The organism is Gryllotalpicola koreensis, assembly GCF_039538185.1.
Taxonomy (GTDB): domain Bacteria; phylum Actinomycetota; class Actinomycetes; order Actinomycetales; family Microbacteriaceae; genus Gryllotalpicola; species Gryllotalpicola koreensis.
The window spans coordinates 248,344-274,727 of the sequence record NZ_BAABBW010000005.1; the positions used below are offsets into that span (position 1 = coordinate 248,344).

The 26,384-nt window shown below is 68.1% G+C and carries 21 protein-coding genes and 1 tRNA gene; 11 read left to right on the forward strand and 11 right to left on the reverse strand.

Annotated features, from left to right (window positions below):
* Window positions 1–39: 39 nt before the first annotated feature.
* From ABD708_RS15655 to ABD708_RS15665, 3 genes are all read right to left on the reverse strand, one after another.
* Window positions 40–1,722 carry a S1C family serine protease gene (locus tag ABD708_RS15655; RefSeq protein WP_344756123.1) on the reverse strand — a complete coding sequence of 561 codons (1,683 nt, stop codon included), beginning with the start codon at window positions 1,720–1,722 and terminating at the stop codon, window positions 40–42.
* A 117-nt stretch (window positions 1,723–1,839) separates the two neighbouring features.
* The gene (locus tag ABD708_RS15660; RefSeq protein WP_344756125.1) at window positions 1,840–2,289 is read right to left on the reverse strand and encodes a PKD domain-containing protein; all 450 of its coding nucleotides are present in this window, start codon (window positions 2,287–2,289) and stop codon (window positions 1,840–1,842) included.
* Window positions 2,290–2,624: 335 nt separating this feature from the next.
* Window positions 2,625–3,194, reverse strand: a complete 570-nt coding sequence (locus tag ABD708_RS15665; RefSeq protein ID WP_344756127.1) for a hypothetical protein — start codon at window positions 3,192–3,194, stop codon at window positions 2,625–2,627.
* 152 nt (window positions 3,195–3,346) lie between these two features.
* Here ABD708_RS15665 and ABD708_RS15670 point away from each other — a divergent pair, with 152 nt between their 5' ends.
* Window positions 3,347–4,543, forward strand: coding sequence for a pyridoxal phosphate-dependent aminotransferase (locus tag ABD708_RS15670; RefSeq protein ID WP_344756129.1), 1,197 nt, complete (start codon window positions 3,347–3,349; stop codon window positions 4,541–4,543).
* On the opposite strand, the gene ABD708_RS15675 is transcribed toward ABD708_RS15670, so the two are convergent.
* Window positions 4,519–5,325, reverse strand: coding sequence for a carbon-nitrogen hydrolase family protein (locus ABD708_RS15675; RefSeq protein ID WP_344756131.1), 807 nt, complete (start codon window positions 5,323–5,325; stop codon window positions 4,519–4,521). The two genes, ABD708_RS15670 and ABD708_RS15675, sit on opposite strands and share 25 nt — an antisense overlap.
* On the reverse strand, window positions 5,322–5,810 hold the full coding sequence (locus ABD708_RS15680) for a glycosyl hydrolase (protein ID WP_344756133.1): 489 nt from the start codon (window positions 5,808–5,810) through the stop codon (window positions 5,322–5,324). The genes ABD708_RS15675 and ABD708_RS15680 overlap by 4 nt, the downstream gene beginning before the upstream one ends.
* Window positions 5,811–5,882: 72 nt before the next feature.
* Between ABD708_RS15680 and ABD708_RS15685 the strand changes: the two genes are divergently transcribed.
* Window positions 5,883–5,959, forward strand: a tRNA-Met gene (locus ABD708_RS15685).
* Between the two features lie 34 nt (window positions 5,960–5,993).
* Here ABD708_RS15685 and ABD708_RS15690 read toward each other — a convergent pair.
* Window positions 5,994–6,905, reverse strand: a complete 912-nt coding sequence (locus ABD708_RS15690; protein WP_344756135.1) for a DMT family transporter — start codon at window positions 6,903–6,905, stop codon at window positions 5,994–5,996.
* Window positions 6,906–6,958: 53 nt separating this feature from the next.
* Here ABD708_RS15690 and ABD708_RS15695 point away from each other — a divergent pair, with 53 nt between their 5' ends.
* Window positions 6,959–7,519 (forward strand): CGNR zinc finger domain-containing protein, encoded by a 561-nt coding sequence (locus ABD708_RS15695; protein ID WP_344756137.1) that lies wholly within the window; start codon window positions 6,959–6,961, stop codon window positions 7,517–7,519.
* A 1-nt stretch (window position 7,520) separates the two neighbouring features.
* On the opposite strand, the gene ABD708_RS15700 is transcribed toward ABD708_RS15695, so the two are convergent.
* From ABD708_RS15700 to ABD708_RS15720, 5 genes are all read right to left on the reverse strand, one after another.
* Window positions 7,521–8,642 carry an FAD-dependent oxidoreductase gene (locus tag ABD708_RS15700; protein ID WP_344756139.1) on the reverse strand — a complete coding sequence of 374 codons (1,122 nt, stop codon included), beginning with the start codon at window positions 8,640–8,642 and terminating at the stop codon, window positions 7,521–7,523.
* A gap of 62 nt (window positions 8,643–8,704) precedes the next feature.
* Window positions 8,705–9,880 (reverse strand): endo-1,4-beta-xylanase, encoded by a 1,176-nt coding sequence (locus ABD708_RS15705; RefSeq protein ID WP_344756141.1) that lies wholly within the window; start codon window positions 9,878–9,880, stop codon window positions 8,705–8,707.
* 108 nt (window positions 9,881–9,988) lie between these two features.
* On the reverse strand, window positions 9,989–10,516 hold the full coding sequence (locus tag ABD708_RS15710; protein ID WP_344756143.1) for a MarR family winged helix-turn-helix transcriptional regulator: 528 nt from the start codon (window positions 10,514–10,516) through the stop codon (window positions 9,989–9,991).
* Window positions 10,517–10,534: 18 nt separating this feature from the next.
* The gene (locus ABD708_RS15715) at window positions 10,535–13,501 is read right to left on the reverse strand and encodes a glycosyl hydrolase (protein ID WP_344756145.1); all 2,967 of its coding nucleotides are present in this window, start codon (window positions 13,499–13,501) and stop codon (window positions 10,535–10,537) included.
* An 82-nt stretch (window positions 13,502–13,583) separates the two neighbouring features.
* Window positions 13,584–14,609, reverse strand: a complete 1,026-nt coding sequence (locus ABD708_RS15720) for a LacI family DNA-binding transcriptional regulator (protein WP_344756147.1) — start codon at window positions 14,607–14,609, stop codon at window positions 13,584–13,586.
* A 208-nt stretch (window positions 14,610–14,817) separates the two neighbouring features.
* Between ABD708_RS15720 and ABD708_RS15725 the strand changes: the two genes are divergently transcribed.
* From ABD708_RS15725 to ABD708_RS15760, 8 genes are all read left to right on the forward strand, one after another.
* A complete protein-coding gene (locus tag ABD708_RS15725; RefSeq protein ID WP_425553309.1) occupies window positions 14,818–17,067 on the forward strand; it encodes an alpha-L-rhamnosidase in 2,250 nt (749 codons plus the stop codon).
* Between the two features lie 68 nt (window positions 17,068–17,135).
* A complete protein-coding gene (locus tag ABD708_RS15730) occupies window positions 17,136–18,467 on the forward strand; it encodes an ABC transporter substrate-binding protein (RefSeq protein ID WP_344756151.1) in 1,332 nt (443 codons plus the stop codon).
* 85 nt (window positions 18,468–18,552) lie between these two features.
* Window positions 18,553–19,485, forward strand: coding sequence for a carbohydrate ABC transporter permease (locus tag ABD708_RS15735; RefSeq protein WP_344756153.1), 933 nt, complete (start codon window positions 18,553–18,555; stop codon window positions 19,483–19,485).
* On the forward strand, window positions 19,482–20,351 hold the full coding sequence (locus tag ABD708_RS15740) for a carbohydrate ABC transporter permease (RefSeq protein WP_344756155.1): 870 nt from the start codon (window positions 19,482–19,484) through the stop codon (window positions 20,349–20,351). The genes ABD708_RS15735 and ABD708_RS15740 overlap by 4 nt, the downstream gene beginning before the upstream one ends.
* Window positions 20,352–20,443: 92 nt before the next feature.
* On the forward strand, window positions 20,444–21,613 hold the full coding sequence (rhaI, locus tag ABD708_RS15745; RefSeq protein WP_344756158.1) for an L-rhamnose isomerase: 1,170 nt from the start codon (window positions 20,444–20,446) through the stop codon (window positions 21,611–21,613).
* 2 nt (window positions 21,614–21,615) lie between these two features.
* The gene (locus ABD708_RS15750; protein WP_344756160.1) at window positions 21,616–23,670 is read left to right on the forward strand and encodes a bifunctional aldolase/short-chain dehydrogenase; all 2,055 of its coding nucleotides are present in this window, start codon (window positions 21,616–21,618) and stop codon (window positions 23,668–23,670) included.
* Window positions 23,667–25,106 carry a rhamnulokinase gene (locus ABD708_RS15755; protein WP_344756162.1) on the forward strand — a complete coding sequence of 480 codons (1,440 nt, stop codon included), beginning with the start codon at window positions 23,667–23,669 and terminating at the stop codon, window positions 25,104–25,106. Before ABD708_RS15750 ends, ABD708_RS15755 begins: the two co-directional genes overlap by 4 nt.
* Window positions 25,099–26,334 (forward strand): alpha-hydroxy acid oxidase, encoded by a 1,236-nt coding sequence (locus tag ABD708_RS15760; protein ID WP_344756164.1) that lies wholly within the window; start codon window positions 25,099–25,101, stop codon window positions 26,332–26,334. The genes ABD708_RS15755 and ABD708_RS15760 overlap by 8 nt, the downstream gene beginning before the upstream one ends.
* Window positions 26,335–26,384: the final 50 nt, after the last annotated feature.

Below are 26,384 nucleotides of genomic sequence, written 5' to 3' on the forward strand. Positions count from 1 at the left end.
TCCGCCGCGCGCCGGGCCCGCGCGGACCCCGCGTGAGGGTTACGACTGGGGCGAGTAGCTGCCCAGCGTGACGTCGGCCTGATAGGTCTTCCCGTCGCGCACGTAGGTCAGCTTGACCTTCGCGCCGGCCGCCGCGGAGCGGATCTGAGCCGTCAGATCGTCGGAGCTCGTGACCGGCACACCGTCCACGTTGGTGACGACGTCGCCGGCCTTGAGGCCCCCGTTCGCAGCCGCGCTGCCGGCGTTGACCGACTCGATGCGGGCGCCGACGGTCGAGGCATCCGTCTGCGCCGCCGCGTTGCTCACGGTCGCGCCGAGCAGGCCGTGGGTGGCCTTGCCCGTGTCCTTCAGCTCGTCGGCGATGCGGTGCGCGACGCTCGCCGGGATGGCGAAGCCGACGCCGATGTTGCCGGACTGGGTCGAGCTGTCGCTCGAGCCAGTGCTCGCGATGGCGACGTTGATGCCGATGAGCTCGCCGTTGTCGTTGAGCAGGGCGCCGCCCGAGTTGCCGGGGTTGATCGCGGCATCCGTCTGGATCGCCGGAACGAAGATGCTGTCGGTGTCAGACGACTGCTGGCCCTGGTCGAAGGGGTTGCTGCCGCCGAAGCCGCCGAAGGGGTCCTGGCTGTCGTTGCCGCCGCTCGACTGCTTCGGGGCGCTCGACTGGAGCGTGACGCTGCGGTTCAGCGCACTGACGATGCCGTCGGTGACGGTGCCCTGCAGGCCGAGCGGGGCGCCGATCGCGATGACCTGGTCGCCGACGTTGAGCTTGCTCGAGTCGCCCCAGCTGATCGGGGTGAGGCCCTTGGCGTTGTTCAGCTTGATGACCGCCAGGTCGTCGGTCGGGTCAGTGCCGATGACCTTGGCCGTGTATAGCGAGCCGTCGTTGGTCTGCACCTGGATCTGGCCACCCGACTCGTCGCCGTCGAGCGTCACCACGTGGGTGTTGGTCAGAATGTAGCCGTCGTCGGTCAGGATCACGCCCGACCCGGTGCCGGATTCCTGCTGACCGGTCACGTTGATCGTGACGACGCTGTTCGACGCCTTCGCCGCGACCGCGGTGACCTGCGTCGCGTTCTTCGGGTCGTTCACCGTGATGTTCGAGGCGCCGCTGCCGCCGCCGCTGATGCTGACCGGTGTGCTGCCGCCGTGGCTGGTCGCGGCCGCGATGCCGCCGCCGATGCCGCCGCCGAGCAGGCCGCCGACAACAAGCGCCGCCGCGATGATCGCGATCGACTTGCCCGTGAGGGTGGTCTTCGGCTTCTCCGCCTTGGGCTGGCCGGGCTGCTGCTGAGGCGGCAGGTTCATCGGCTGCGGCGAGGTGAACTGCGCGTAGTACGGGTGCTGCTGCGGCTGCTGCGCGGGCTGCTGGGGGTGGCCGCCGAGCGGCTGCGTCGGCTGCGTGTGCTGGTAGCCGTTCGAGCTCTGCCCGTATCCGTTCGGGTACTGCTGCGTCGGCTGCGCCTGGGCCGGCTGCGCGGGCTGGCCCGGCTGCTGCGACGCGTACTCTCCCCAGCGCGGTGCCTGCGCCGACGCCTGCTGCGGAGCAGCAGGCTGCGCGGGGGCCGCGGGTGCAGCGGGCTGCTCAGGGGCGGATGCCTGCGGCGGCGTCGCCTGCGCGGGTGCCTGCCACTCCGACTGCTGAGGGGTGGTCGGGGTCTCGGGCTGCTGCGCGCTCTCGGGCTGTTCAGGGTTCACAGGCTCGTTCGCGTTGTCGCTCATGGGTTCGCTCCTTTTCCAAGCACTACAAGCATCCGACGCGAAGCTGTGCGGACCTTATGACGACTCTTGGAGCGGTCTCGAATGTCGCCCAACGTTACGGCAACTCGTTGCTGCGCATTAACAACCTGGTCCTGAGGGGTTTTCCTCGCACGTCTTCCCGACCAGCACGGTCTTCACGCCCTTCACCGTGACGGTGATCGGGTCGGAGGTCAGGCCCAGCGTACCGGCGATGTCCATCCAGCCCTGCCCGGCGAACTGATACCTCGCCGCGAACTCGACGGTGACGGTCACCGTGTACGTCCCACGGTTCTCGTAGGCATGGCTCGTCGGCGTCTTCGCGAAGTTCGGGAGACCGGATGCCGCCCAGCTGCGCCCCGGAGACGTGACCGTCTGTCCCATGCCGTCCCCATACCGCCAGTCGTACGCCACCGGTGTGAAGTGCACCGTCACCGGCTGCCCCAGCAGCTCCCCCGCCTGTTCGCGCTCTCCTGCGCTCGCGATGAAGTTCGTCTGCGCGCCGGCGATCGTCCACCCCGCCGGCTCCGACGTGACCGTCGGGTTTCCCACCAGGAATCTCGCGACATCGCTGATCCCCGGCGTGCCCGGCTGCGCCGGCGGCGGTGGAGCGGGAGGCGTCCCCGGTGGATCAGACCCGGGGCAGTTGTCCGGCGAGTCGCACGACAGAGCTTGCGGCCCCGTCCCCGGCTCCCACGGGTCGGGCGTTGGGGTCGTAGCCGTGACCCCGGTTCCTGAGTGCCTGCCTTTAGGGTGCAACCCCTCGTCGCCACGGGTCGAGCCTCCCACCTTGACGCCGTCATCTACCCACGTTCCACCCACGTCCGTTTCGCTCGCGAGTGTTGCTGATGGCGTCATCGTCATCACGATTGCAAGAACGGCGGCCGTTATTGCTTGCATATGCCCCCACCCGACCAGTAGTCGAGCGATTGAATGACAAGCGACGTCGATGACTTGCCGCGGAGCTCGGTTACAAATGCAACAAAGTCTGCTCGACTCGGATCGATTAGGGACTTCCCGGACCCATCAATGACGTCAACAGCAGATAAGTCCTCGCACACATACATGCGTACTGTGGCGACGCCGTTCTCCTCGCGATGCGATTCAAGTTCCGTGTTGTTGATCACCGTATTGCCGATGGCGTGCGCCTTCTGTGCGCGATATTTCGTCGCCGAATTCACTTCGTGCTGATAGCCGGTGTCAGAGACAAACGGGCGCACTGGCGTTGTATCGCGCCATCCGTTCTGACCGACACGATCTGAAGCGGACTCGTACTTCTTGAATCTGTCCGTCGCCGCGGCGAGGGCGTCGGCGTCTGAGGTGAAGACCGGCGTCGGAGTCGGCTTGGAAGTCTTGGTCGGGTCGGTCACGGGGTGCGACGGCGTGCAGGCGGCCAGCAGCGAGGCGGCGAGCGCGAGAGTGCACGCCGCGAGAAACGTGCGACCAGGAATCCGCATGGCCCCCAAGGTAGGACATCTCAAGAGCTCGAGACGGAACTATCCACAGGCGCATGCGTTCGTCACCAAACGCACGATGTGTCACACGGATGCAGCGATCGGGTGTGACATATCGTGCGTCGCGTGACTGACCGGGCCCTAGCGTTGACCTCATGGAGATTCCTGGACCCTGGCGGCGCGCCGCCGCCGGCGCCGGCCTGCTCGCTCCCGACGGAAGCATCGCCTCGACGATCTTCGCCGAGATGAGCGCCATCGCCGCGCGCACCGGCGCCATCAACCTCGGTCAGGGCTTCCCCGACGAGGACGGCCCCAGGGAAGTCCTCGACGCAGCGGTCGACGCGATCACGAACGGCGTCAATCAGTACCCGCCCGGCATCGGCATCCCCCAGCTGCGTCACGCGATCGCCGACCATCAGCGACGCTTCTACGGTCTCGAGTACGACCCTGACCGCGAGATCCTGGTGACCGCGGGCGCCACCGAGGCCCTCGCCGCGACGCTGCTCGCGCTCGTCGAACCGGGCGACGAGGTGGTCACCTTCGAGCCCTTCTACGACGCCTACGGCGCCCTCATCAACCTCGCGGGCGGCCGCCACGTCACGGTGCAGCTCCGCGCCCCCGAGTTTGCCCCCGACCTCGACGAGCTGAGCCGAGCCATCACCGACAAGACGAAGATCATCCTCGTCAACAACCCGCACAACCCGACCGGCGCGACCTTCGACATCGCGACGCTCACCCGCATCGTCGAGCTCGCCGAGCGCCACGGCGCCTACATCGTCACCGACGAGGTCTACGAGCACCTCAGGTTCGAGACGCCGCACACTCCGATCGCGAGCCTGCCCGGGGCATCCGATCGCACCATCTCCATCTCGAGCGGCGGCAAGACCTTCGCCACGACGGGGTGGAAGATCGGCTGGGTCATGGCGAAACCCGAGCTGATCACGGCGATCCTGGCTGTCAAGCAGTTCCTCACCTACGTCAACGGGGCGCCGTTCCAGCCGGCGATCGCCGTCGGACTCGGCCTGCCCGACAGCTTCTTCGAGACCGCCGCCGCGACCCTCAAGGCCAAGCGCGATCTGCTCAGCGCAGGGTTGCGCACCGCGGGATTCGACGTGTTCCCCTCACGTGGCTCCTATTTCGTGGTGGCGGATGCCGCACCGCTCGGCTTCCCCGACGCGGTCGAATTCTGCCGCGAGCTGCCGCACCGGGCGGGCGTCGTGGCGATTCCCCTCTCGGCGTTCTATTCAGATGCCAACCGGGGGCAGGCGCGCTCGCTCGTGCGCTTCGCGTTCTGCAAGAAAGAGGACGTGCTCGAGCGCGCCGCCGCTCAGCTCGCCGGGATGACTGCGTAGCGGCGCAGCTTCAGCGCCGGGTTCACGCCGCGCACCTCGCGCACGCGCTCGGACGAGACGACGGCGAGCGCGGCATCCGTCTCATCCTCGAGCTCGGCCAGAACGACGCCCATCGGGTCCACGATGAGCGACGCGCCCACACCGATGGGCGGGATGTGATCGGATGCCGCGACATAGACGGTGTTCTCGATGGCGCGCGCCGTGATGAGCGTGCGCCAGTGGTGCAGCTTGAGGTTGCCGTGCACCCACTCGCTCGGCACGAGCACGAGCTCGGCGCCCGCGTCGACGATGCGGCGCGTGACCTCGGGGAAGCGCAGGTCGTAGCAGGTCTGCAGTCCGATGATCACCCCGCCCGCGGTGAACACCTGCGGCTCGGCGAGCTCGCCGGGTGCGACCCACTCGGATTCCCGCGCGCCGAACGCGTCGTACAGGTGCTGCTTCCTGTAGCTCGCGACCAGCCCCGCGCCGCGCGTCACGGCGACGACCGTGTTGGTGAACCGTCCTGCATCGCCTGAGGTCTCGGCCATACCGGCGACGACGGTCACGCTGCGCTCGTCGGCCAGCTCGGCGAGCGCCGCGACGAACGGCCCGTCGAGCGGCTCGGCGGCGTCGAGGAAGGCGGCGCCGATGGGATTCACGAAGAAGGAGGAGTACTCGGGGAAGACGACGAGTTGGGCGCCCCGGCTGACTGCGGCATCCGTCAGCTCGCGGATCGCCTCGAGATTGGCATCCGTATCAGGTCCAGGCGCGAACTGCGCGACGGCAACCGAGAGCTCGCTCACGACTCGACCTTACAGACCACGTTGTGCAGGCCGGCGAGTTCGGAGAGGTACTCGACCGTGAAGTGCGTGATGGCGTCGAATTCCTCGGGCGTCGCGCACGGATGCTCGCCGCCGGTGCTCCACCAGAAGCGGTCGTCCTCGTGCTCGTGGAAGAGGCGGAACTCGAGCGGGATGGGCCGGCCCTCGGCATCCGTCAGCTGCTCGATGAACATGGCGACGTGATCGAGCCAGCGCACGTATTTCTCGTGGCTCTCGCCGCCTGGCAAGACGGATGCCACCGACATCGGCGCCGTGTTGTGACCGGCGCCGCCGTTCGTGATCGGATTCATCGAACTCCAGGTCAGCTCGACGGCCTCGCCCGCCGCGTATGCCTCGCGGATCTGCCGGGCGAGCGCCGGGAACGGCACGCCGTCGACGTTGTGGCCGGCCAGCACCTCGATGCCGCCGATCTCGAAAGTGGCCGATGCTCCGGGCGTCGCTGCCATGCCCCAGAGCCTACGGAAGTCGGCTCCCGATTTCGCGCGTGGTTCACAAGCTGGTAATGTGGTCTCTTGTGACGCGGGGTGGAGCAGCTCGGTAGCTCGCTGGGCTCATAACCCAGAGGTCGCAGGTTCAAATCCTGTCCCCGCAACCAAATGGCCCGGTCAGAAGCAATTCTGACCGGGCCTTCACTTTGCCTGCTGCACGACGGTTAACTTTCGGGCAAAGTCGAGAGGCCGAGCTTCGCGCTGACGCGCGAGCCATAGGCCAACGGCAACGATCACGAGCCCGACGACCGTCAGCGGGCCGATCGGGGTGCCGAGGATCGGCCAGGATGCCAGCACGGTGACTCCCGGGACCGCGAACAGCAGCGTGCTGGCGCGCGTGGCCCCGCGGCGGCGGATGAGGGAGAACAGCATCAGCGGAGCGACGATGCTGCCCGCGACGGCGAGCCAGGCAAAGCTCTCGATCGCCTGGGCGCTCCGCGGGATCGCGAGGCTGCCCGCGAGCGGCGCCCACACCGCCATGACGACCAGGCCGGCCGCGGTCTCGACGGTGCCCTGAGCGGTCGGGCCACTCTGCGCCCGCAGTCGGCCGTGCAGCAGCGTTCCCGAGGCCAGCCCGGCGAGTCCGAGCAGGGTCCACAGCAGCGCCGCGAGGCTCGGCGGCCTGCCGACGCGGTCGGAGAGCGTGACGATGACGCCGATGACGCCCAGGCCGATGCCGACCCAGCGCCGAGGCGAGAGCCTCTCCCACCCGAGAGCCGCACCGGCTGCGGCCACGAGCAGCGGCGACGAGCACGCGATCATCGCGACGGTTCCGGCGGGCATCCCTTCGGACAGCGCCGTGTAGAGCCCGCCGAACTGAAGGGCGAACATCAGCACGCCGATGCCCGCGAGACCCCACAGCTCACGCCCTCGCGGCCACGGCTCCCGGCGGAGCGCCGCGATCGCACCGAGCGCGACCACCGCGAAGACGAAGCGCCACAGCATGACCGTCAGAGGCGGCATGACATCGGTGGCGAGCGCGCCGACGACGTACCCGCTGCTCCAGAGCAGGATGAAGGCGACTCCGACCACGTCGATCCGTAATGACTTCACCTGTTACACACTGGCACGAGCCCGGTAACGCGTCAAACCGTTACACTGACCGCATGACGACGTTCCGCAGCGGCAACGGCGCCGCATGGCTCGACCTCCTGTCGACCCGAGAGGGCCGCTACCGAGACGCTTCGCGCTACCGGGACCGCATCGACACTCCTGATGCACTGCACGAGTGGCTTCGGCAGAACGGTCTCGAGCCGGCCAGGTACCCGACCGCCACAGATGTCGAGCTCTTCGCCGTCACGCGCGAGGCGCTGCACCGGGTGACCGTGCAGGCACTGCACGGCGAGGCGGCCTCGCCCGCCGACGCCCACGCCGTCGCGGAAGCGCTCTCAGCCGATCGCGGGCTGGAAATCGAACGCGGCGACGCGGGCCTGCGCATCCGGCGACCGGATTCCGCGCAGGAGGCGCTGGCACGGCTGACCCGCACCGCGGTGGAGGACCTCACCGGGCCGCACGTCGCCCAGCTGCACGCCTGTGGCGACGACACCTGCGCGGGCGTTTTCCTCGATCCGACCGGCCGGCGCCGCTGGTGCACCGACCAGTCCTGCGGCAACCGCCTCCGCGTGCGCGCACACCGTGAGCGCACCCGCCAGACGTCGGGGGCGTGAGTCAGCGGAACCGGGCGAGGCGAAGCGCCTGCGGTCCGGCATCCGCCCCGCTGATCGCGAGGTCTGCGAGCACCCGGCCGATCGCCGGTGTGAACTTGAAGCCGTGCCCGCTGAAGCCGGCGCCGACGACGAGCGGGCCGACGCGGTCGAGCACGAAGTCGTGGTCGGGGGTCGTCGTGTAGGTGCAGCTGATCGGCTCGAGTCGCTCGGGGTCGGCACCCGGCAGCCATTCGGCGACGTAGCGCTGCAGCAGAGCGAGCTGCGCCGGCTCGGGCAGGAAGCTGCGCGCATCGGGATCCGTGACCGGCCCGGAGCCGTGCCAGCCCGCCTTCACCCCGAAGCACGGCGTATACATGCCGTAGATCGGGGTGGGCCACCACTCGTCGCCCGACGGCCGCGGCCGATGGTTGAAGCCGGGCCATCTCGACTCGGCATCCGCATCAGGCACGCGCAGCGCGAAATGCGCGGGCTGTTCCTGCGTCACCCTGAGCCGAGGCAGCGGAACGAGGCCGTCGAGCAGCTTGGCCGACCAGGCACCGGCGGCGACGACGGCGACGGATGCCGCGAACGATTCGCTCTCGGTCACAATGGTCACGCCGTCGCCGTGCGGCTCGATCGCGATGACGGGCGACTCGTGTCGCACCACCGCGCCGTGCACTGCTGCCGCCGACTGCAGCGCAGCGACCGACGCGTCGGCGTTCAGCCGGCCGCCCTGCGGGTTCCACAGCACCGGGGTCTCGAATCGGATGCCGGGGAAGCGCTCGCTCGCCTCTGCCGCGCTCAGGATCTCGCCGGGGATGCCGACGGCGCGCCCTGCCTCGAGTTCGGGGTACTCCCCCGTTCCGCCGTGGGTGACCATGCCGACGAGGTCGAGCAGCCGGGCATCCGTCTCCCCCTCCAGCTCGCGCCATAGGCGCTGGGCCTCGACGAGCAGGCCGAGATAGGGCTCGCGGTCGTAGGTGACGTTGAAGTTGCGGCTCGGGCCGTGCGACGCGCCGTTCACGTGGCCGGCCGCGAACCGCTCGAGCAGCACGACCTCGCGCCCGCGCCGCGCGAGCTGCCACGCCGCGGCCGAGCCCATCGCACCGCCGCCGATCACCACGAACTCGACTCGCTGCGCCATGCCCCGACGCTAGCGACACGCGAACGGCCGGGCGAAACCCGCCCGGCCGTCGTGAACCCGCGTTACGCGCGCGGCGGCGCGGCCCGGCGCGGGCCGCCCTGAGCCGCCAGCTCCAGGTCCTTCTGCAGCGTGAAGTACGCCTGCTTCGGCTGCTGGTTCACGTCGTAGATGCAGGCGTAGCCCTCGCCCGGGAAGGTGCCGGGCACCCAGGAATCCGCGTCCGTCCAGCCCCAGACCGTGAACGAGATGACCTCGGGCACCGAGATCGCCGCCTGCAGCATCGCCGAGTACTCGAAGGGCTGCGCGAACTGGGCGAGGCTGTCCGTCGGCGTCTGGTTCGAGTCGGTCGTCTCGACGAAGGTGCGCACATCGGCCTCGGTGATCGCGATCTTGAGGCCGATCGAGGCGTAGTGCTCGAGATCCTGCTGGAATCGCTGCGGGTCGAAGCCGTACTGCGTGTCGAGGTGCGCCTGCGTTCCGACGCCGTGGATCGGCACGCCGGCATCCCGCTGCTTCTTCACCCAGTCGAAGACGGCGTCGTGCTTCGCGTTCGTGCCGTCCTCGCCGGTGACGTTGTAGTCGTTGTAGAACAGCAGCGCGCCCGGGTCGGCCTGGTGCGCCCACTTGAATGCCTGCGCGATGATGCCCTCGCCGGCGTTCACGACCCACCAGTCGTTCGGGTTGACGCCGGAGGGGTTCGCGTCGGTGAAGAACTCGTTCGCGACGTCCCACTGCCAGATCTTGCCCCGGTACCGGCCGAGCTCGGTGAAGATGTGCTTCTCGAGCAGGCCCCAGAGCTGCGTCTTCGTGATGGTGCCTGCTGCGACGCCGGCGGTGAGCCAGGCGGGCAGCTGGTTGTGCCACAGCAGGGTGTGACCGCGCACCAGCTGATGGTTGGCCTTGGCGAAGGCGACGAGCTGGTCGGCATCCGTCCAGTCATATGTGCCCCGCGCGGGCTCCACCGTCTCCCACTTCATCGCGTTCGCGCCGGTCACGACCGAGAACTGGCCACCGGAGATCGACGCCCACTGCGTGATGTCCTGCGGGGTCAGCGCCGAGCCGATCGGCAGATTGATGAGAGTGCCGAGGGCGCGCAGCGACTGCGGGTCGCTGCTGCCGACGGGCCTCGGGCCCCGTTTCGCCGTGTCGGCGAACGCCGGCGTCGCTGTCGCGACCCCGCCCGCCAAGATCGTTGCCGCACCGATTGCGCCCATCGTGAGCACGCTGCGTCGTTCCATGCCTGACTACCTCCAAATACGCCGTTGTGTTTGGGCTACGCCAGGCTATGTGGCCCCCTTTCGCGGATCAAGCAACAAACTCCTATGAACGGATGCCGGGGTCGGCGCTCAGCGGAGAGTGCGCAACGCCGGCGAATGCAGGGCGATCTCGTGACGCGCCTGCTGCGCGAAGTGGGCGAGCACACGGCGAAGCGTCTGGACCTCCTCGTCGGTCCAGACGGCGGTCAGATCGTCGACGGTGCGCCGCGCATTGGCGATGATGCGCTCGCCGAGGGCTCTTCCCTCAGCCGTAAGCGCGATGAGCACGCTGCGGTCATCGGACGGGGAGGGCGCGCGGGTGACGAGCCCCACTTGCTCGAGCCTGCGGATGATCTTGCTGATGTTCGTCTTGCTCATGCCCAGCACCGCGGCGATGTCCGTCGGCCTCAGCGCGCCGCGGTAGCAGAGCTGGTTGACGACGAGGAACATCGGCATGTCATCGACGGGGAACTCCGAGGCCTCCATGGCCGCGAGGCGGACGTCGCGGCTGTCGGCCCAGTGCACGATGGACGTAACGGAGAGCAGAACGTCCAGCGGGTCCTGAGGGATCACCGGCGACAGATCCGGCTCGCCGTTCTTCGCACCCTGTCCAGCCACACGCCACCTCCGCGACCACTATCTCAGCAGTCGCCGCCCTGACGAGGAACGCCGCTCCCGCACGAGCCTCACCGGCCCGACGAGGCCGTACTCCCGCACACGCACAGTGTGCGTCGCCTGCCTGCCGAGGAAGAGCGCCCCGATGTCCGGTAGCTCGTCGTAGTAGCCGCGAGCGATGAGCCTGTTGTTCAGCGAGCTCGACACCCGCACGACCACGCGGTTCGCCCCAGGCACGAGATCGTCGGTCACGTCGACGATCGGCACTGAGGTGTCGAAGCCGCGCGGTGGCGCACCGTTGAGCGCCACCGAACCCAGCCCGCCGTTGGTGGACCCGAGCTCGAGCAGATACCGCGAATCCGGGTCGACCTCGCCGGGAAGGTGGAACTCCGCGACGTACTCGCCGACACCCGACACCTCGGCGCCGACGCCCGCCAGTTCGGTCCAGGGCCGCAGCTCGCTCAGCCCGGACACGTGCAGCGGGGTGATCTCGGTCGTCGGCTGGACCTCGCGGGTGACGTACCCGAGGCCGCGATCCTCGGTGATGATCGCGGGCTCGCCGGCATCCCAGCTCTCCACCGTGATATCCCAGCTGCGAAGCTCGGCGACGACCGCGCGCTCAGCGAGGTCGCGGGTCTCAGCCCGCTGCGTGCGGTCGATCGTGAAGAGCGCCATCTCCCCCGCCCCGAGCGCGACAGAGATCCGGGTGCGCCCGTCGCGGAGGCCGGTCCCCGAGTGCGGCCGCACCGAGCCGCTCCATGCGTCGACCCGATACACCTCCCCCTCGCCGAGGACGGAGATGTCCAGTCGGGTCTCTCCGCCGGTCTCGTAGAGGAAGTTGTAGACGTAGAGGTGCAGCAGCTCGCCGTCTTCGCGAAGGTGAGTGAGGACGCTGGCGTTCGCTGCATCGAACTCGGCGCGCCCCCGCACCCCGAGTCGGCGAAGAGCCGTGACGGTCTCAGCGGGGTCCGCGATCTCGGCGACAGAGGGCAGCGCCCGCAGCTCGTCCATGACGGCACGCAATTCCGCGTCGCGGCCGTCGAGCCCCGGGGTCTGCGAGGCCGCGCGCTGATGCGTCGTGTATGCCCCGGCGAAGAGCCACTTGAGCTCGCGCGCCCCGTTGACGATGAGAATCGGCAGCCCCTGCGTCGCCCACTCTCTGAGCAGCTCCGCGACCTCGACGTCCAACGCCTCCTGGAAGACGATGAGCGCCTGATAGCCGGGGCCGTCGGGCTGCACCACCCCGTCTTGGAATATGACCTCGGGCCGCGTGAGCAGCGTCCCGTCGAAGAACTCGTAGGTCCAGCCGGCATCCTGCATGCCGAGGTCCTGCCACCAGTGATTCTGGCGATCGCGCATCCACAGCCGGCCGTACGCCTCCTCGTCCGGAATCCGCCCGCCGTCCGCGGTGCCGAAGTGCATCCCCGAGGTGTTGTCGACGAAGTGATCCGTTCGCAGGATCCCCACGTCGATGCGCGGCCTGCCCTGCCGGAGCAGGTACTGGTACCGCCCGATGGCGTCGTTCCAGAGCGGGTAGAACTCGCTGCCGGGCTGCCGCAGATCGAAGCGCTCGGAGAACATCGACCACATGCCCTCGTGACCGGGCCATTCCGTCGCGCCCTCGGCGCCCGCGGTGCTGGCCCAGCCATGGAGGACCGTCTTCGTGACTCCGGCGGCCAGCTGTGTCGCGATGATCTGGTCGTAGAAGCGGTGATCCAGCATGTGGTTGCGCGTCGTCGCACCGGTCTCGGAGGAGTACTGCTTCCCGAAGAGGTGGGCAGGTCCGGCCAGCAGCCGGTAACCGTCGATCTGCGAGCCGAACTCCAGCGATTCGGTCTCGATCCCGTCCACTTCGGGGCCGGGGCGGGTCAGCTCGAACGGCAGGCCGTAGCTGATCTCGGAACGCAGCAGGATCCCGTTCTCGTGCAGGAACGACGCGAACGGGCGCAGCATGTTCTCGATGTAGAGATCGGTCAGCGTGCGCACATAGTCGAAGCGCACCTTCCCGACGGTGACGCTGTGCGCCGCTTCCGGCTCGTAGTGGTAGGCGGTGGATGCCGCCATCATCGGCGCGCTGCGCACGAGGAACGGCAGCCACGGGACGATGTCGTACCCGCGCCGACGGCGGAACTCCTCGGCGACCGAGCGCCCCCAGAACATCCCGCCCTCACCCCACGTCGTGAGCTCAAGGGAGTCCATGTACATCTGAGCGCGCGGGTTGCGCGCGATGTCTGCTTTCAGTTCGGGAGTCAGGACGACGGTGCGCCAATAGTGCGTGAGGGCGTCGACTCCGTCGCGATCCAGGTAGTTGATCGTGTAGTTCACGCTCGCGGACGGCGAAGCGGTCTGCCCCGTGCCGTGAGACCAGAACACGAAAACCCGCCACAGGCGGGCGTCGGGAGCCGTCCAACTGAGCTCGCCCTCGCTCACCGACGCCGTCAGATCCACCACTCCCTCTGGGTCGAGCACACCCTCGCCGAGCACGGGCGCCGCGACGACGGCGACCAGTTCTTGCTTCGTCGGCGCGATCCGCTCGCCGGGCAGCAGCGAAGGGGCGTGCTCGGCCTGCAGGTCGATGCGGGGAAGAACGCGGGAGGCATGCTGCAGGCCCGGCACGTCGAAGCTCACGAAGTTCAGCTCTTTGGCCGCAGCCGGGTGATCGGGGTCGATGGTCGGCAGATTGGCGTTCGACCAGTTCGTGCCGGAGGTGAAGCTGAACGACATGCCGCGCGCGGTCGTCTCCTCGACGACGATCCCGGAATCGTGCACCCACTCCTCAGAGCCCCAGCCGTAACGCCGATGGTCGAGGTGCCCCTCGTCCATGGCGAGGAACTCCATTCCCCCGAACCCCAAGCGGTGAGCCGCGGCGATCTCGGCCCGCAGAGTGGCGTCGGTGTGGAGCCCCTCGGCCAGCCACCAGCGCAACTCGGGACGGTATTCGATCGGCGGATTCCGCAGTGCGCTGCGGTGGTCGTCGAGGCCGGGCATCTTCGTTCTCCTTTGAACGATGGTGTCCACATGACACCAATCGGTGTCACCGTATACCTAAGCCGTCACTAAGTGACAATAATTATCGGACGCCAGTTGAGGCACGGGCCACGAGCTCAGGCTGGAACCGCACCGCGCGCGTGGGCTCGGACGCTCGACCGACGACCGCCGCCTCGCCCGTGCGCGTGAGCAGCAGTTCGACGGCCGTCGCGCCGATCAGGGCCGCCGGCTGCCGGATTGAGCTCAACGGGACGATCGCCGCGCTCGCGAAATCGATGTCGTCATAGCCGACCAGGGCGATATCGTCCGGGATCGTGACATCGCCGGAACCCGCAAGCACCTGAAGCATCCCGATCGCGAGCAGGTCGTTGGCCGCGAAAACCGCGTCAGGGCGGTCGGCCGGCGGGCGCGTCAGAAGGGCATGCGCCGCCTTTGCGCCCTCATCCACGGTGAGCGCTGCCGTCTCCACGACCTCGAGCGATGCGCCGGCGTGCTCGGCTACCGCCGCGCGGGCACCGGTGAGTCGGTCGCTGACCTGCCGAATCGCGAGAGAGCCGCCGACGAAGGCGATGCGGCGCCGCCCGATCTCGAGGAGGTGCCGCACCGCGATCTCCCCACCTGCCACATCATCGACGAACACCGAGCCGAATGCGATGTCCGACGACGGGCGGTCGACAAGCACGGAACGGATGCCCCGGTCACGGAGCCGGTGCAGCCTGCCGGTGATGTCGCCCACCGGCGAGATCAGCAGACCGCGGATCCGCTGCTGCTCGAAGAGATCGAGATAGTCGGCCTCACGCGCGCTGCTCTCGTCGCTGTTGGCGAGCAGCACGGCGTGGCCGAGTTCGGCGGCCCGAGCCTCGGCGCCGCGGGCAAGATCGGTGAAGAAGGGGTTGCGCACATCGAGGATGAGGAGCCCGATCGCGCGCGAATTCCCCGCCCTCAGCTGCCGTGCCACGTCGTTGCGCACGAAGCCGAGCTTCTCGATCGCCTCCTGCACGCGTGCGACGGTCGCCTCCGCGACCTTATCGGGGTGATTCAGCACGTTCGACACGGTTCCGACGGATACCCCGGCGAGCCGGGCGACGTCCTTGACACTCTCTGCCATGCGCTCCCCTCAGTTGACGACCATACTCACACTCTGGCGATTGAATCGTGACAATCAAGCCTTGACAGGCGATCTCCGCGCGCTCTAGCGTGCGTTGAAGCGTTTCAATAGAGCCAGCAACGCCGCGGCGAGAATGCGGTGAGTGCTGTGCTTGCCGCCGACGAAGATGTCGATCGCCGAAAGGGTAGAGATGGCTTGGACAGCCCAAATGATCGCTCCAGACGATGCGTTCAACGGAGCTCCGCAATTGCGAACGGAATTCGAGACCGAGCGAGAGCATGGTGCGGTCCGACGCGCCACGCTCCTCGTCACGGCTCGCGGCCTGGTGGAGGCCTGGCTCAACGGCCGGCGCGTCTGCGACGATGTGCTCACTCCCGGATGGAGCAGTTACGAATGGCGCCTGCGGTACGCGTCCTATGACGTGACCACGCTCATCCAGGAGCGCACGGTCGTCGGGCTCTCGTTGGGGAAGGGCTGGTTCGGCGGGCGTCTCGGCTGGTCCGGGAAGGGATCGTTCTATGGCGATGAGCTCGGCGCTTTCGCCCAGCTCGAGATCGAGTTCGAGGACGGCACCGTCCAGCTGGTCGTGACCGACGAGAGCTGGCGGAGCGGGCCGAGCGCGGTGCTCGCGAACGACCTGTACGACGGGCAGACCATCGACGCACGGCTCGTCGACGACGCATGGAAGCGCCCGGGTTTCGATGATGGCGGCTGGCGAGGGGTGCATGCCCTCGAGTTCGACACCTCGACGCTCGTCCCGTACATCGGGCCCGCCGTGCGGCGGTGGAACGAACTTCCGGTCGCTGAGGTGATCGTCTCGCCGTCGGGAAAGACGATCCTCGACTTCGGCCAGAACCTCGTCGGCTGGATCCGGGTTCGCACGAGCGGACCGGCAGGAACCGAGATCACCATCCGCCACGCCGAGGTGCTCGAAAACGGCGAGCTCGGCACGCGCCCGCTGCGCAGCGCGAAGGCCACCGACCGATATGTCCTGAGCGGCGGCACGGACGAGTTCGAGCCCACCTTCACCTTCCACGGGTTCCGCTACGCGGAGATCGAGGGCTGGCCAGGGGCGCTCTCCCCTGAGGCGTTCACCGCCGTGGCAATCGGGTCGGAGCTCGACCGCATCGGAACGATGCGCACCTCCGATCCCCTCCTCAACCAGTTCCACGAGAACGTGGTCTGGGGCATGCGCGGGAATTTCGTCGACGTTCCCACCGACTGCCCGCAGCGAGACGAACGCCTCGGATGGACCGGCGACATCGCGGCTTTCGCGCCGACCGCGGCGTTCCTCTTCGATGTCGACGCATTCCTCTCGGACTGGCTGGTCGACCTCGACTTGGAGCAGCAGCACCATGACGGCATCGTCGGCTTCGTCATCCCCGACATCCTGAAGTATCACGACCGCGAGCGGCCCACGGACATGGGCCCTGTCGACTCGACGGCGATCTGGAGCGACGCGGCGGTCTGGGTGCCGTGGACCCTCTACCAGGCCTACGGCGACGAGAGCGTGCTGAGACGGCAGTTCGGCTCGATGGCCGCGCACGTGCGACGGGTCGACTCCCTGCTCTCCCCCTCAGGGGTCTGGGAGGGGAATTTCCAGTTCGGCGACTGGCTCGACCCCGATGCTCCGCCCGAGTACCCGGCCGATGCGAAGGCCGACAAGGGAGTCGTCGCCACGGCTGCGATCTACCGCTCGGCGCGTATCGTCGCCGACACCGCGGCTCTCCTCGGCCTCGAGGAGGCCCACCGCGAGTTCGACGCCATCGCCGCCCGGCTGCGCGACGCCTTCAACTCCGAATACGTCGACGACGGAGTGGTGAAGAGCGATTGCACGACGGTGTATTCGCTCGCCATCGTGTTCGGGCTGCTGAGCCCGGAGCATGAGGAGTTCGCCGGCAGACGACTCGCAGAGCTCGCGGAACAGGCGGGCTATCGCATCTCGACCGGATTCGCGGGAACGCCGTTCATCACGGACGCTCTGACCCAGACCGGACATGTGGATGCCGCATACCGGCTCCTCATGGAGAAGGACTGCCCGTCCTGGCTCTACCCGGTGACCATGGGAGCGACGACCGTCTGGGAGCGCTGGGACTCGATGCTGCCCGACGGCAGTATCAACCCCGGCGAGATGACCAGCTTCAACCACTACGCCCTCGGCGCCGTGGCCGATTGGATGCACCGAGTCGTGGGTGGGATCGCCCCGCTCACTCCCGGGTACGCATCGGTGCTTATCGCGCCTCAGCCGGGAGGCGGCCTGACGGAGGCGGAGACCGCGCTCGAGACGCCCCGGGGCCGCGTCGCCGTGCACTGGACGACCGACGGCGACCAGCTTTCCGTGGAAGTCGAGCTGCCGGAGGGCGTCGAAGGCATCCTGCGTCTGCCAGGCGAAGGCGACCGAACGATCACGGGCGGCCGTACCACCTCGATCTCAGAACTCACACCCGCCGTCGCCTGACGGCGCTCATCCGGCATCACCAGCACTCGCACACCACGCACCCACATATCTACAAGGAGGTAGATGGGATGAAGAAGAACCGCTTGTGGCGGCCCGTTGTGGCCGTCGCTTCTCTCGCCGCGGCCGCGGCCGCACTCTCCGGCTGCAGCGGCTTCGGCGCCTCGACCGGCAACGCCGGCAGCAAGGTGACGATCACCTTCCTGGTCCAGAACGACCAGGCCACCACCACGAGAGCCAAGCAGCTGATCGCCGGCTTCGAGAAGAAGAATCCCGACATCACCGTCAAGCTCGACACCCAGCCCGCGGGCACGCAGGGCGACAACCTCATGAAGACCAAGCTGTCGACCAAGACCATGGACAACGTCTTCTACTACAACTCGGGCTCCCTGTTCCAGGCGCTGAACCCGAAGACGAGCATGGTCGACCTGAGCGATGAGAGCTGGGTCAAGGACCTCGACAAGAACTTCAAGCAGGTCGTCTCGGTCGATGGCAAGGTGTACGGCGCGCCACTCGGCACGTCGTTCGCCGGCGGCATCCTCTACAACAAGGCGATCTATAACAAACTCGGGCTGTCGATCCCGACGACCTGGGACGAGTTCATCGCCAACAGCAAGAAGATCGCGGCCTCGGACCCGGGAGTCACCCCGATCCTCCAGTCCTACGGCGACACCTGGACGTCGCAGCTGCTGGTGCTCGGCGACTTCGCGAACATCAATAAACAGGACCCCAACTGGGCCGACAACTACACGAACAACAAGGGCGACGCCAAGTACGTCAACGAGCCGGCGTTCGAAGGCTTCCAGCACACCGCGGACATCCACACCTCCGGATTGGTGAACAAGGACTTCGCCTCGATGACCAATGCCCAGGCGATGGACGCCCTCGCGACGGGGAAAGCGGCGCAGTACCCGATGCTCACCGCCTCGATCGCCACGGTTCAGCAAGACAACGCCGACAAGGTGAACGACATCGGGGTGTTCGCGATCCCCGCGACGACGGCGGCCGATACCTCGCTCACACTGTGGGAGCCCAACGGCGTCTACATCGCGAGCACCACGACGGGCGACAAACTCGCCGCCGCGAAGAAGTTCGTCGCGTTCCTCAACTCTCCTGACGGATGCGAGATCCAGAACACCACGGGTGCCGTCGCGGGACCATACGTGGACAGCGTCTGCAAGGCGCCGTCAGACGCACCGGCTCTCGTCGCCGACATCCAGAAGTACATCGACGATGACAAGGCGAGCCCCGCGCTCGAGTTCCTCTCGCCCATCAAGGGACCGAACCTCGAGACCATCCTCATCGGCGTCGGCTCCGGAACCACCTCGCCGCAGGTGGGCGCTCAGCAGTATGACCAGGACGTGAAGGCCCAGGCGCAGCAGCTGGGAATCAAGGGCTGGTAGGGCCTCGATTCACCCCTGATCGATCGATTGTGGGCGGGGGCCGCGTTCGTCTCAACGGCCCCCGCCCCTTATCAAGGAGCCTCCAATGACCACTGCAGTCGCCGGTGTGGAGCCCGCACGGCATGCGAACGCCCCGAGGACCCCGCGCAAAGGGCGCGGCGGCATCCGGGGCCTCTACCCCTCCTGGTTCTACATCCCCGCAGGCGTGCTCTATCTCCTGTTCTTCGCTCTGCCGACGTTCTCGTCGTTCTATTTCGCCCTCACCAGGTGGACGCTCTTCGACCAGCAGTTCATCGGCCTCGGCAATTTCGTCCAGTTCTTCCAGACCCCGGCTCTCACCCAGGGCTTCATCAACACCTTCATCTATGGATTCGTCACCTCGGCTGCGAAAGTCGTGCTCGGCCTGGCGCTCGCCCTGCTGCTGACGACCTCGATCTTCGGCCGCGGATACCTGCGTGCTGTGGTGTTCTTCCCCGTGCTGGTCTCCACGGTTGGCGTCGGCTTGACCTTCAAGGCGCTGCTCGACCCGTTTCACGGCGTGGTCAACTCCGTCCTGGGCGCGCTCCATCTGCCGCAGCCAGGCTGGTACACCGACCCGCACCTCGCGCTGCTCACCGTAGCGGGCGTGGACATCTGGAAGGGCGTCGGGATCGCGACCCTCATCTTCATGGCGGGGATCGTCGCCATACCGCAGGAGTATTTCGAAGCGGCGCGCGTCGACGGTGCCTCCGCCTGGAAGGTTTTCCGCAGTGTGACCCTGCCCCTGGTGCGACCGGCGATGGCGACGGTGATCATCCTTTCGCTCATCGGCGGTCTGCGCTCCTTCGACCTGATCTGGGCGATGACCAACGGCGGACCGGGTTTCTCGAGCGACGTGATCGCGTCCGTCATCTACAAGCAGTACCAGGCCGGATTCTTCGGACTGTCGACCGCGGGCAACGTCATCCTGTTCATCGTGGTGACGGCGATCATGGTCCCCGTGCAGTGGCTGCTCACCCGACGGGAGGCAGAGCTGTGAGCGCCCCGACGGCGGCCGCGCGCCGGCCGTTCACGGTCAGGCGATTCGCCCGCAAATATCTTCTCGGCGCCGTTGCCATCCTCGTGTCGATCGTGGTCTTCCTGGTCCCCTTCGTCTTCGTCCTCCTCCAGGCGTCGAAGAACCCGCGAGAAGCGGGCCTCATGCAGTTCGCGCTGCCTGCGCAATCGCAGTTCTGGCGCAACTTCGCCGAGGTCATCCAGACGAACAACTTCCAGCTGCTCGCGGCGTTCATCAACAGCATCGCCCTCACGGTGGTCAGTGTCGCCATCATGGTCGTCTTCTCGGCCATGGTCGGCTATCTGCTCCAACGCAGACGATCGCGGCTGAACCCCGTCGTCAACTTCTTCGTGCTCGCCGGGCTGATCGCGCCGCCGGCCGTCGTCCCCACCATCTGGGTGCTGCAGCGGCTCGGCATCTTCGACACCCTTCCGGGCATGATCCTGATCGAAGCCACCTTCGGGCTGTCCTTCGCGATCCTCCTGTTCCGCGCCTTCGTCGCGACCATCCCGCGCGAGCTCGACGAGGCCGCGATCATCGACGGGGCCGGGGCGATGCGCCTCTTCTTCGGCGTGATCCTGCCGCTGCTGCGCCCGGTGATCGTCACCGTGATCGTGGTGCAGGCCGTCGCCGTGTTCAACGACTTCACCGGTCCGCTGTACTTCCTGCCCGGCAGCGACAACCCGACCGTGCAGCTCACGCTCTACAACTTCCAAAGCCAATCGGTGAGCCAGAACAACCTGCTGTTCATGAACATCCTGCTCATCACGATCCCGCCGCTGATCATGTACATCTTCTTCAACCGGCAGATCGTGGCCGGCATGACCAGCGGCGCCGTGAAGGGATGACGACAGGCGTCGTTTGCGTGCGGGCACCCTGACCCATATTGTTTGAAACGATTCATTTCGCGGCAGCCGTGCGCTGCAGAAGGAGCCACATCATGACCAAGGCGTTCGCCGAGATCGCCGACCGGCTCGCCGAGCAGGCGATCGAGCTGCCGAGCTGGGCGTTCGGGAACTCGGGCACGAGATTCAAGGTGTTCGGCTCTGCGGGGACGCCTCGCGACCCGTTCGAGAAGATCAGCGACGCGGCCCAGGTGCAGAAGGTCACGGGCCTCTCCCCCTCCGTCGCGCTGCACATCCCGTGGGATCTCGTCGACTCGTACTCCGACCTCGCGAAGCACGCCGAGGACAACGGCGTCGCCCTCGGCACGATCAACTCGAATACCTTCCAGGACGACGCCTACAAGCTGGGCAGCCTCGCGCACAGCGACGCGGCGGTGCGGCAGAAGGCGATCGACCACCACTTCCGCTGCATCGACGTCATGAACGAGACGGGCTCGCGCGACCTCAAGATCTGGCTCGCCGACGGCACGAACTACCCCGGGCAGGACGACCTGCGCGGCAGGCAGGACCGGCTCGCGGAATCCCTCGCCGCGATCTATGAGCGCATCGGCGAGAACCAGCGGCTCGTGCTCGAGTACAAGTTCTTCGAGCCAGCGTTCTATCACACCGATGTGCCGGATTGGGGCACGAGCTACGCACAGGTGAGCGCGCTCGGCGAGCGTGCGGTCGTCTGCCTCGACACCGGCCACCACGCGCCTGGCACGAACATCGAGTTCATCGTCATGCAGCTGCTGCGCCTCGGGAAGCTCGGGAGCTTCGACTTCAACTCGCGCTTCTACGCCGACGATGACCTGATCGTCGGCGCGGCCGACCCGTTCCAGCTGTTCCGCATCCTCTTCGAGGTGATCCGCGGCGGCGGCTACGGCGCCGACTCCGATGTCGCGTTCATGCTCGACCAGTGCCACAACATCGAGAAGAAGATCCCGGGGCAGATCCGCTCGGTGCTGAACGTGCAGGAGATGACGGCGCGCGCACTGCTGGTGGACACGGACGCCCTGTCTGCGGCGCAGCGCGCCGGTGACGTGCTCGGCGCGAACGGCGTGCTGATGGACGCGTTCTACACCGATGTGCGCCCGGCGCTGGCCGAGTGGCGGGAATCGCGCGGACTGCCGGGCGACCCGATGGTGGCCTATGCGGCATCCGGATATCAGGAGAAGATCGAAGCCGAGCGCGTCGGTGGCGTGCAGGCAGGCTGGGGAGCGTAGAGATGGCAACGGATGCCGCGAAGGAACTGATCGCCCGGTCGAACCGCCTCGGGGCCGACCCTCGCAACACCAACTACGCCGGGGGCAACACCTCGGCGAAGGGCACCGACATCGACCCGGTCACGGGTGAGCCGGTCGAGCTCATCTGGGTGAAGGGCTCGGGGGGCGACCTCGGCACTCTGACCGAGTCGGGGCTCGCCGTGCTGCGCCTGGACCGGGCGCGCGCGCTCGTGAACGTCTACCCGGGCGTGGAGCGCGAGGACGAGATGGTCGCGGCGTACGACTACACGCTGCACGGCAGGGGCGGCGCGGCCCCCTCGATCGACACGACGATGCACTGCCTGGTGGACGCCGCGCACGTGGACCACCTGCACCCCGACTCCGGCATCGCGATCGCCGCGGCGGCAGACGGCGAGGCGCTCACGGCCGAGATCTTCGGCGGCCGCGTGGCGTGGGTGCCGTGGGTCCGCCCGGGTTTCCAGCTCGGCCTCGACATCGCGCGCATCAAAGCCGAGAACCCGGGCGTGATCGGCGCGATCCTCGGCGGCCACGGCATCACCGCGTGGGCCGACACGAGCGACGAGGTCGAGGCGAACTCGCTGTGGATCATCAACACCGCCGCGCGGTACATCGAGGAGCACGGCAAGCCAGACCCGTTCGGGGCCGCCCTGCCCGGCTACGAGCCGTTGCCCGAAGCCGAGCGGCGGGCCAAGGCGGCGGCGCTCGTGCCGCACCTGCGCGCGATCGCCTCGCACGACCGACCCCAGGTGGGGCATTTCATCGATACGGATGCCGTGCTCGACTTCCTCGCGCGTGAGAAGCACCCGCAGCTCGCCGAGCTCGGCACGAGCTGCCCCGACCACTTCCTGCGCACGAAGGTGAAGCCCCTCGTGGTGGATCTTCCGTCCACGGCATCCGTCGAGGAGATCGTCGACCGCCTGCCGGCGCTGCACGAGGCGTACCGCGCCGACTACACCGCCTACTACGAGCGCGGCGCAGCCGCCGCTCGCGCGCAGGGCGAGGAGCCGCCGGCAATCCGTGGCGCGGACCCGGCGATCGTCCTCGTGCCGGGCGTCGGCATGTTCAGCTTCGGTGCCGACAAGCAGACCGCGCGCGTGGCCGGCGAGTTCTTCCTCAACGCGATCAACGTGATGCGCGGCGCCGAGGCGCTGTCGACGTACGCGCCGATCGAGGAGTCCGAGAAGTTCCGCATCGAGTACTGGGCGCTGGAGGAGGCGAAGCTCCAGCGCCGCCCGAAGCCGAAGCCGCTCGCGACGCGCATCGCGCTCGTCACGGGCGCCGCCAGCGGCATCGGCAAGGCCACCGCCACCCGGCTCGCCGCCGAGGGCGCCTGCGTGGTCATCGCCGATCTCGACCTCGAGAAGGCGCAGGCGGCGGCCGCCGAGCTCGGCTCGGCCGACATCGCGGTCGGCGTGCAGGTGGACGTCACCGACGAGGACCAGGTACAGGCCGCGGTGGATGCCGCGCTGCTCGCCTTCGGCGGGCTCGACATCGTCGTGAACAACGCCGGACTGTCGCTGTCGAAGTCGCTGCTCGAGACGACGGTCGCCGACTGGGACCTGCAGCACAATGTGATGGCCAAGGGCTCCTTCCTCGTCTCCAGGGCGAGCGCGAAAGCGCTCATCGACCAGAAGCTCGGCGGCGACATCATCTACATCTCCTCCAAGAACTCCGTGTTCGCCGGCCCGAACAACATCGCCTACTCGGCGACGAAGGCGGACCAGGCGCACCAGGTGCGGCTGCTCGCGGCCGAGCTGGGTGAGCACGGTGTGAAGGTCAACGGCATCAACCCCGACGGCGTCGTGCGCGGCTCCGGGATCTTCGCCGGTGGCTGGGGCGCGAAACGGGCCGCGGTCTACGGCGTGCCGGAGGAGAAGCTCGGCGAGTACTACGCCCAGCGCACGCTGCTGAAGCGCGAGGTACTGCCCGAGCACGTCGCGAACGCCGTGTTCGTGCTGTGCACGGGCGATCTCGACCACACCACAGGCCTGCACATCCCGGTGGATGCCGGCGTGGCGGCCGCGTTCCTCAGATGAGCTCCCCCGTCGAGCTGGCCGCGGTCGACCTCGGGGCGACCAGCGGCCGCGTGATCCTGGGCCGGGTCGGCCCGGGCGAGCTCGAGCTGCGGCACGTCGCCCGCTTCCCGAACGAGCCGGTCGCGCTGCGCGACGGGCTGCACTGGGACGTGCTCGGGCTGTACCGCAACGTGCTCTCGGGGCTCGCGGCGGCCGCTCGCCAGTCGGCCGAGATCGCGTCGGTGGGCATCGACTCGTGGGCCGTCGACTATGCGCTGCTGCGGAACGGGCGGATGCTCGGCGTGCCGTACCACTACCGCGACGAGCGCCGCGGGCGACGTGGGCCGCAGCTGGTGCACGATGCGATCGACGGGGCGAGCCTGTTCCGCCGCAACGGGCTGCAGCACCTGCCGTTCAACACGGTGTACCAGCTCGCCTGCGACCGGGCCGACGGCATGCTCGACAGGGCGGACGCGATGCTGCTCATTCCCGACCTGCTCGGTTTCCAGCTCACGGGCACGGTCGTCGCCGAGCGCACGAACGCTTCGACGACGGGCCTGCTCGGGGCCGGGGCCCGTGACTGGGATCGCGAGCTGGCGACAACGCTCGGCTTCGCCCGCGAGCTGTTCCCGCCGCTCGTCGACCCGGGCACCTCGCTCGGCGCCGTCGAGGCGATCGGCGCCCCGCTCACGGCGGTCGGCTCGCACGACACGGCCAGCGCCGTCGTCGCCATTCCGACGCCGCGCGACGACATCGCCTACATCTCGTGCGGCACGTGGGGGCTCGTCGGCGTCGAGCTCGAGGAGCCGGTGCTGACGGATGCCGCACGCGAGGCGTCCTTCACCAATGAGGGCGGCGTCGACGGGCGCGTCCGCTTCCTGCACAACGTCATGGGGCTGTGGCTGCTGTCGGAATCGATCCGCACCTGGCTCGGCCCGGGCGCGAGCTCGGCGGAGCAGTCGAGCGCGCTGCAGGAGCTGCTGGCGCAGGCGGCTGCGGTGCCGGCATCCGTGCCCGTCTTCGACGTCGACGACCCGCGCTTTCTGGCACCGGGCGATCTGCCGGCGCGCATCGCCGCGTGGCTCGGGGAACACGATCTTCCCGTGCCCGACTCGCGCCCCGCGTTCGTGCGCTGCATCGTCGAGAGCCTCGCGCAGGCCTTTGCGGACACGGTGGCGACGGCCGCCGCGCTCTCGGGCAAGCGGGTGTCGGCGATCCACCTCGTCGGCGGCGGCGCGCTGAACGGGCTGCTGTGCCAGGCGACCGCCGACCGCTCCGGACTGCCCGTCGTCGCGGGGCCCGTCGAGGCGACGGCGATCGGGAACCTGCTCGTGCAGGCGCGCGCCGTCGGCGCGATCTCCGGCTCGCTCGAGTCGCTGCGCGCTGTGGTCGCGGCGACGCAGCGGCCGCAAACGTACACTCCGACCACGATGAGAGAGACGGTTTCCTATGGTTGAGCGTCAGGTGCCGAGGCCGGCGGAGATCTTCGAATTGATGAAGTTCAAGAAGCCCGAGCTCGACGGCAGGAAGCGACGGCTGGAGTCCGCGCTGACGATCTACGACCTGCGGAACATCGCCAAGCGGCGCACCCCGGCCGCAGCCTTCGACTACACCGACGGCGCCGCCGAGGGCGAGCTGTCCCTCGCCCGTGCCCGGCAGGCGTTCGAAGACGTGGAGTTCCACCCGGGCGTGCTGCGCGACGTCTCCACCGTGGACACGTCGACGACGATCTTCGGCGGCCCCTCGGCGTGGCCGTTCGGGATAGCGCCCACGGGGTTCACTCGCCTGATGCAGACCGAGGGCGAGACCGCGGGCGCAGGAGCCGCCGGCGCGGCCGGCATCCCGTTCACCCTCTCCACCCTCGGCACCACGAGCATCGAGGCGGTCAAGGCCGCGAACCCGCAAGGGCGTAACTGGTTCCAGCTCTACGTCATGCGCCAGCGGGAGATCTCCTACGGGCTCGTCGAACGCGCCGCGAAAGCCGGGTTCGACACCCTGTTCTTCACCGTCGACACCCCGGTCGCCGGCGCCCGGCTGCGCGATAAGCGCAACGGGTTCTCCATCCCGCCGCAGCTGACCCCGAAGACGATCCTCAACGCGATCCCCCGCCCCTGGTGGTGGTGGGATTTCCTCACCACGCCGAAGCTCGAGTTCGCCTCGCTGTCGGCGACCGGCGGAACCGTCGGCGAGCTGCTGGATGCGGCCATGGACCCGTCGATCGACTATGAGGATCTCGAGACCATCCGCGGCATGTGGCCCGGCAAGCTCGTCATCAAGGGCGTGCAGACCCTGCACGACGCCAAGCGGCTCGCCGATCTCGGCGTGGACGGGATCGTCCTCTCCAACCACGGCGGCCGCCAACTCGACCGCGCGCCGATCCCGTTCCACCTTCTGCCCGACGTCGCGCGCGAGATCGGGAAGGACGTGGATGTCGTCGTCGACACCGGCATCATGCACGGGGCCGACATCGTCGCGAGCCTCGCCCTCGGCGCCAAGTTCACGCTGGTCGGCCGCGCCTATCTCTATGGCCTCATGGCCGGCGGTCGCGAGGGCGTCGACCGGGCGATCGCGATCCTGCAAGAGCAGATCGTGCGCACCATGAAGCTCCTCCAGGTCTCGAACGTCGCCGAGCTCGAACCGCGGCACGTCACCCAACTCCGACGACTGGAGCCCCGCGAACTGTGACGTCCGGTTGCGTGTCATTCACCAAACGTTCGTGGAGAGCTGGTCGAATA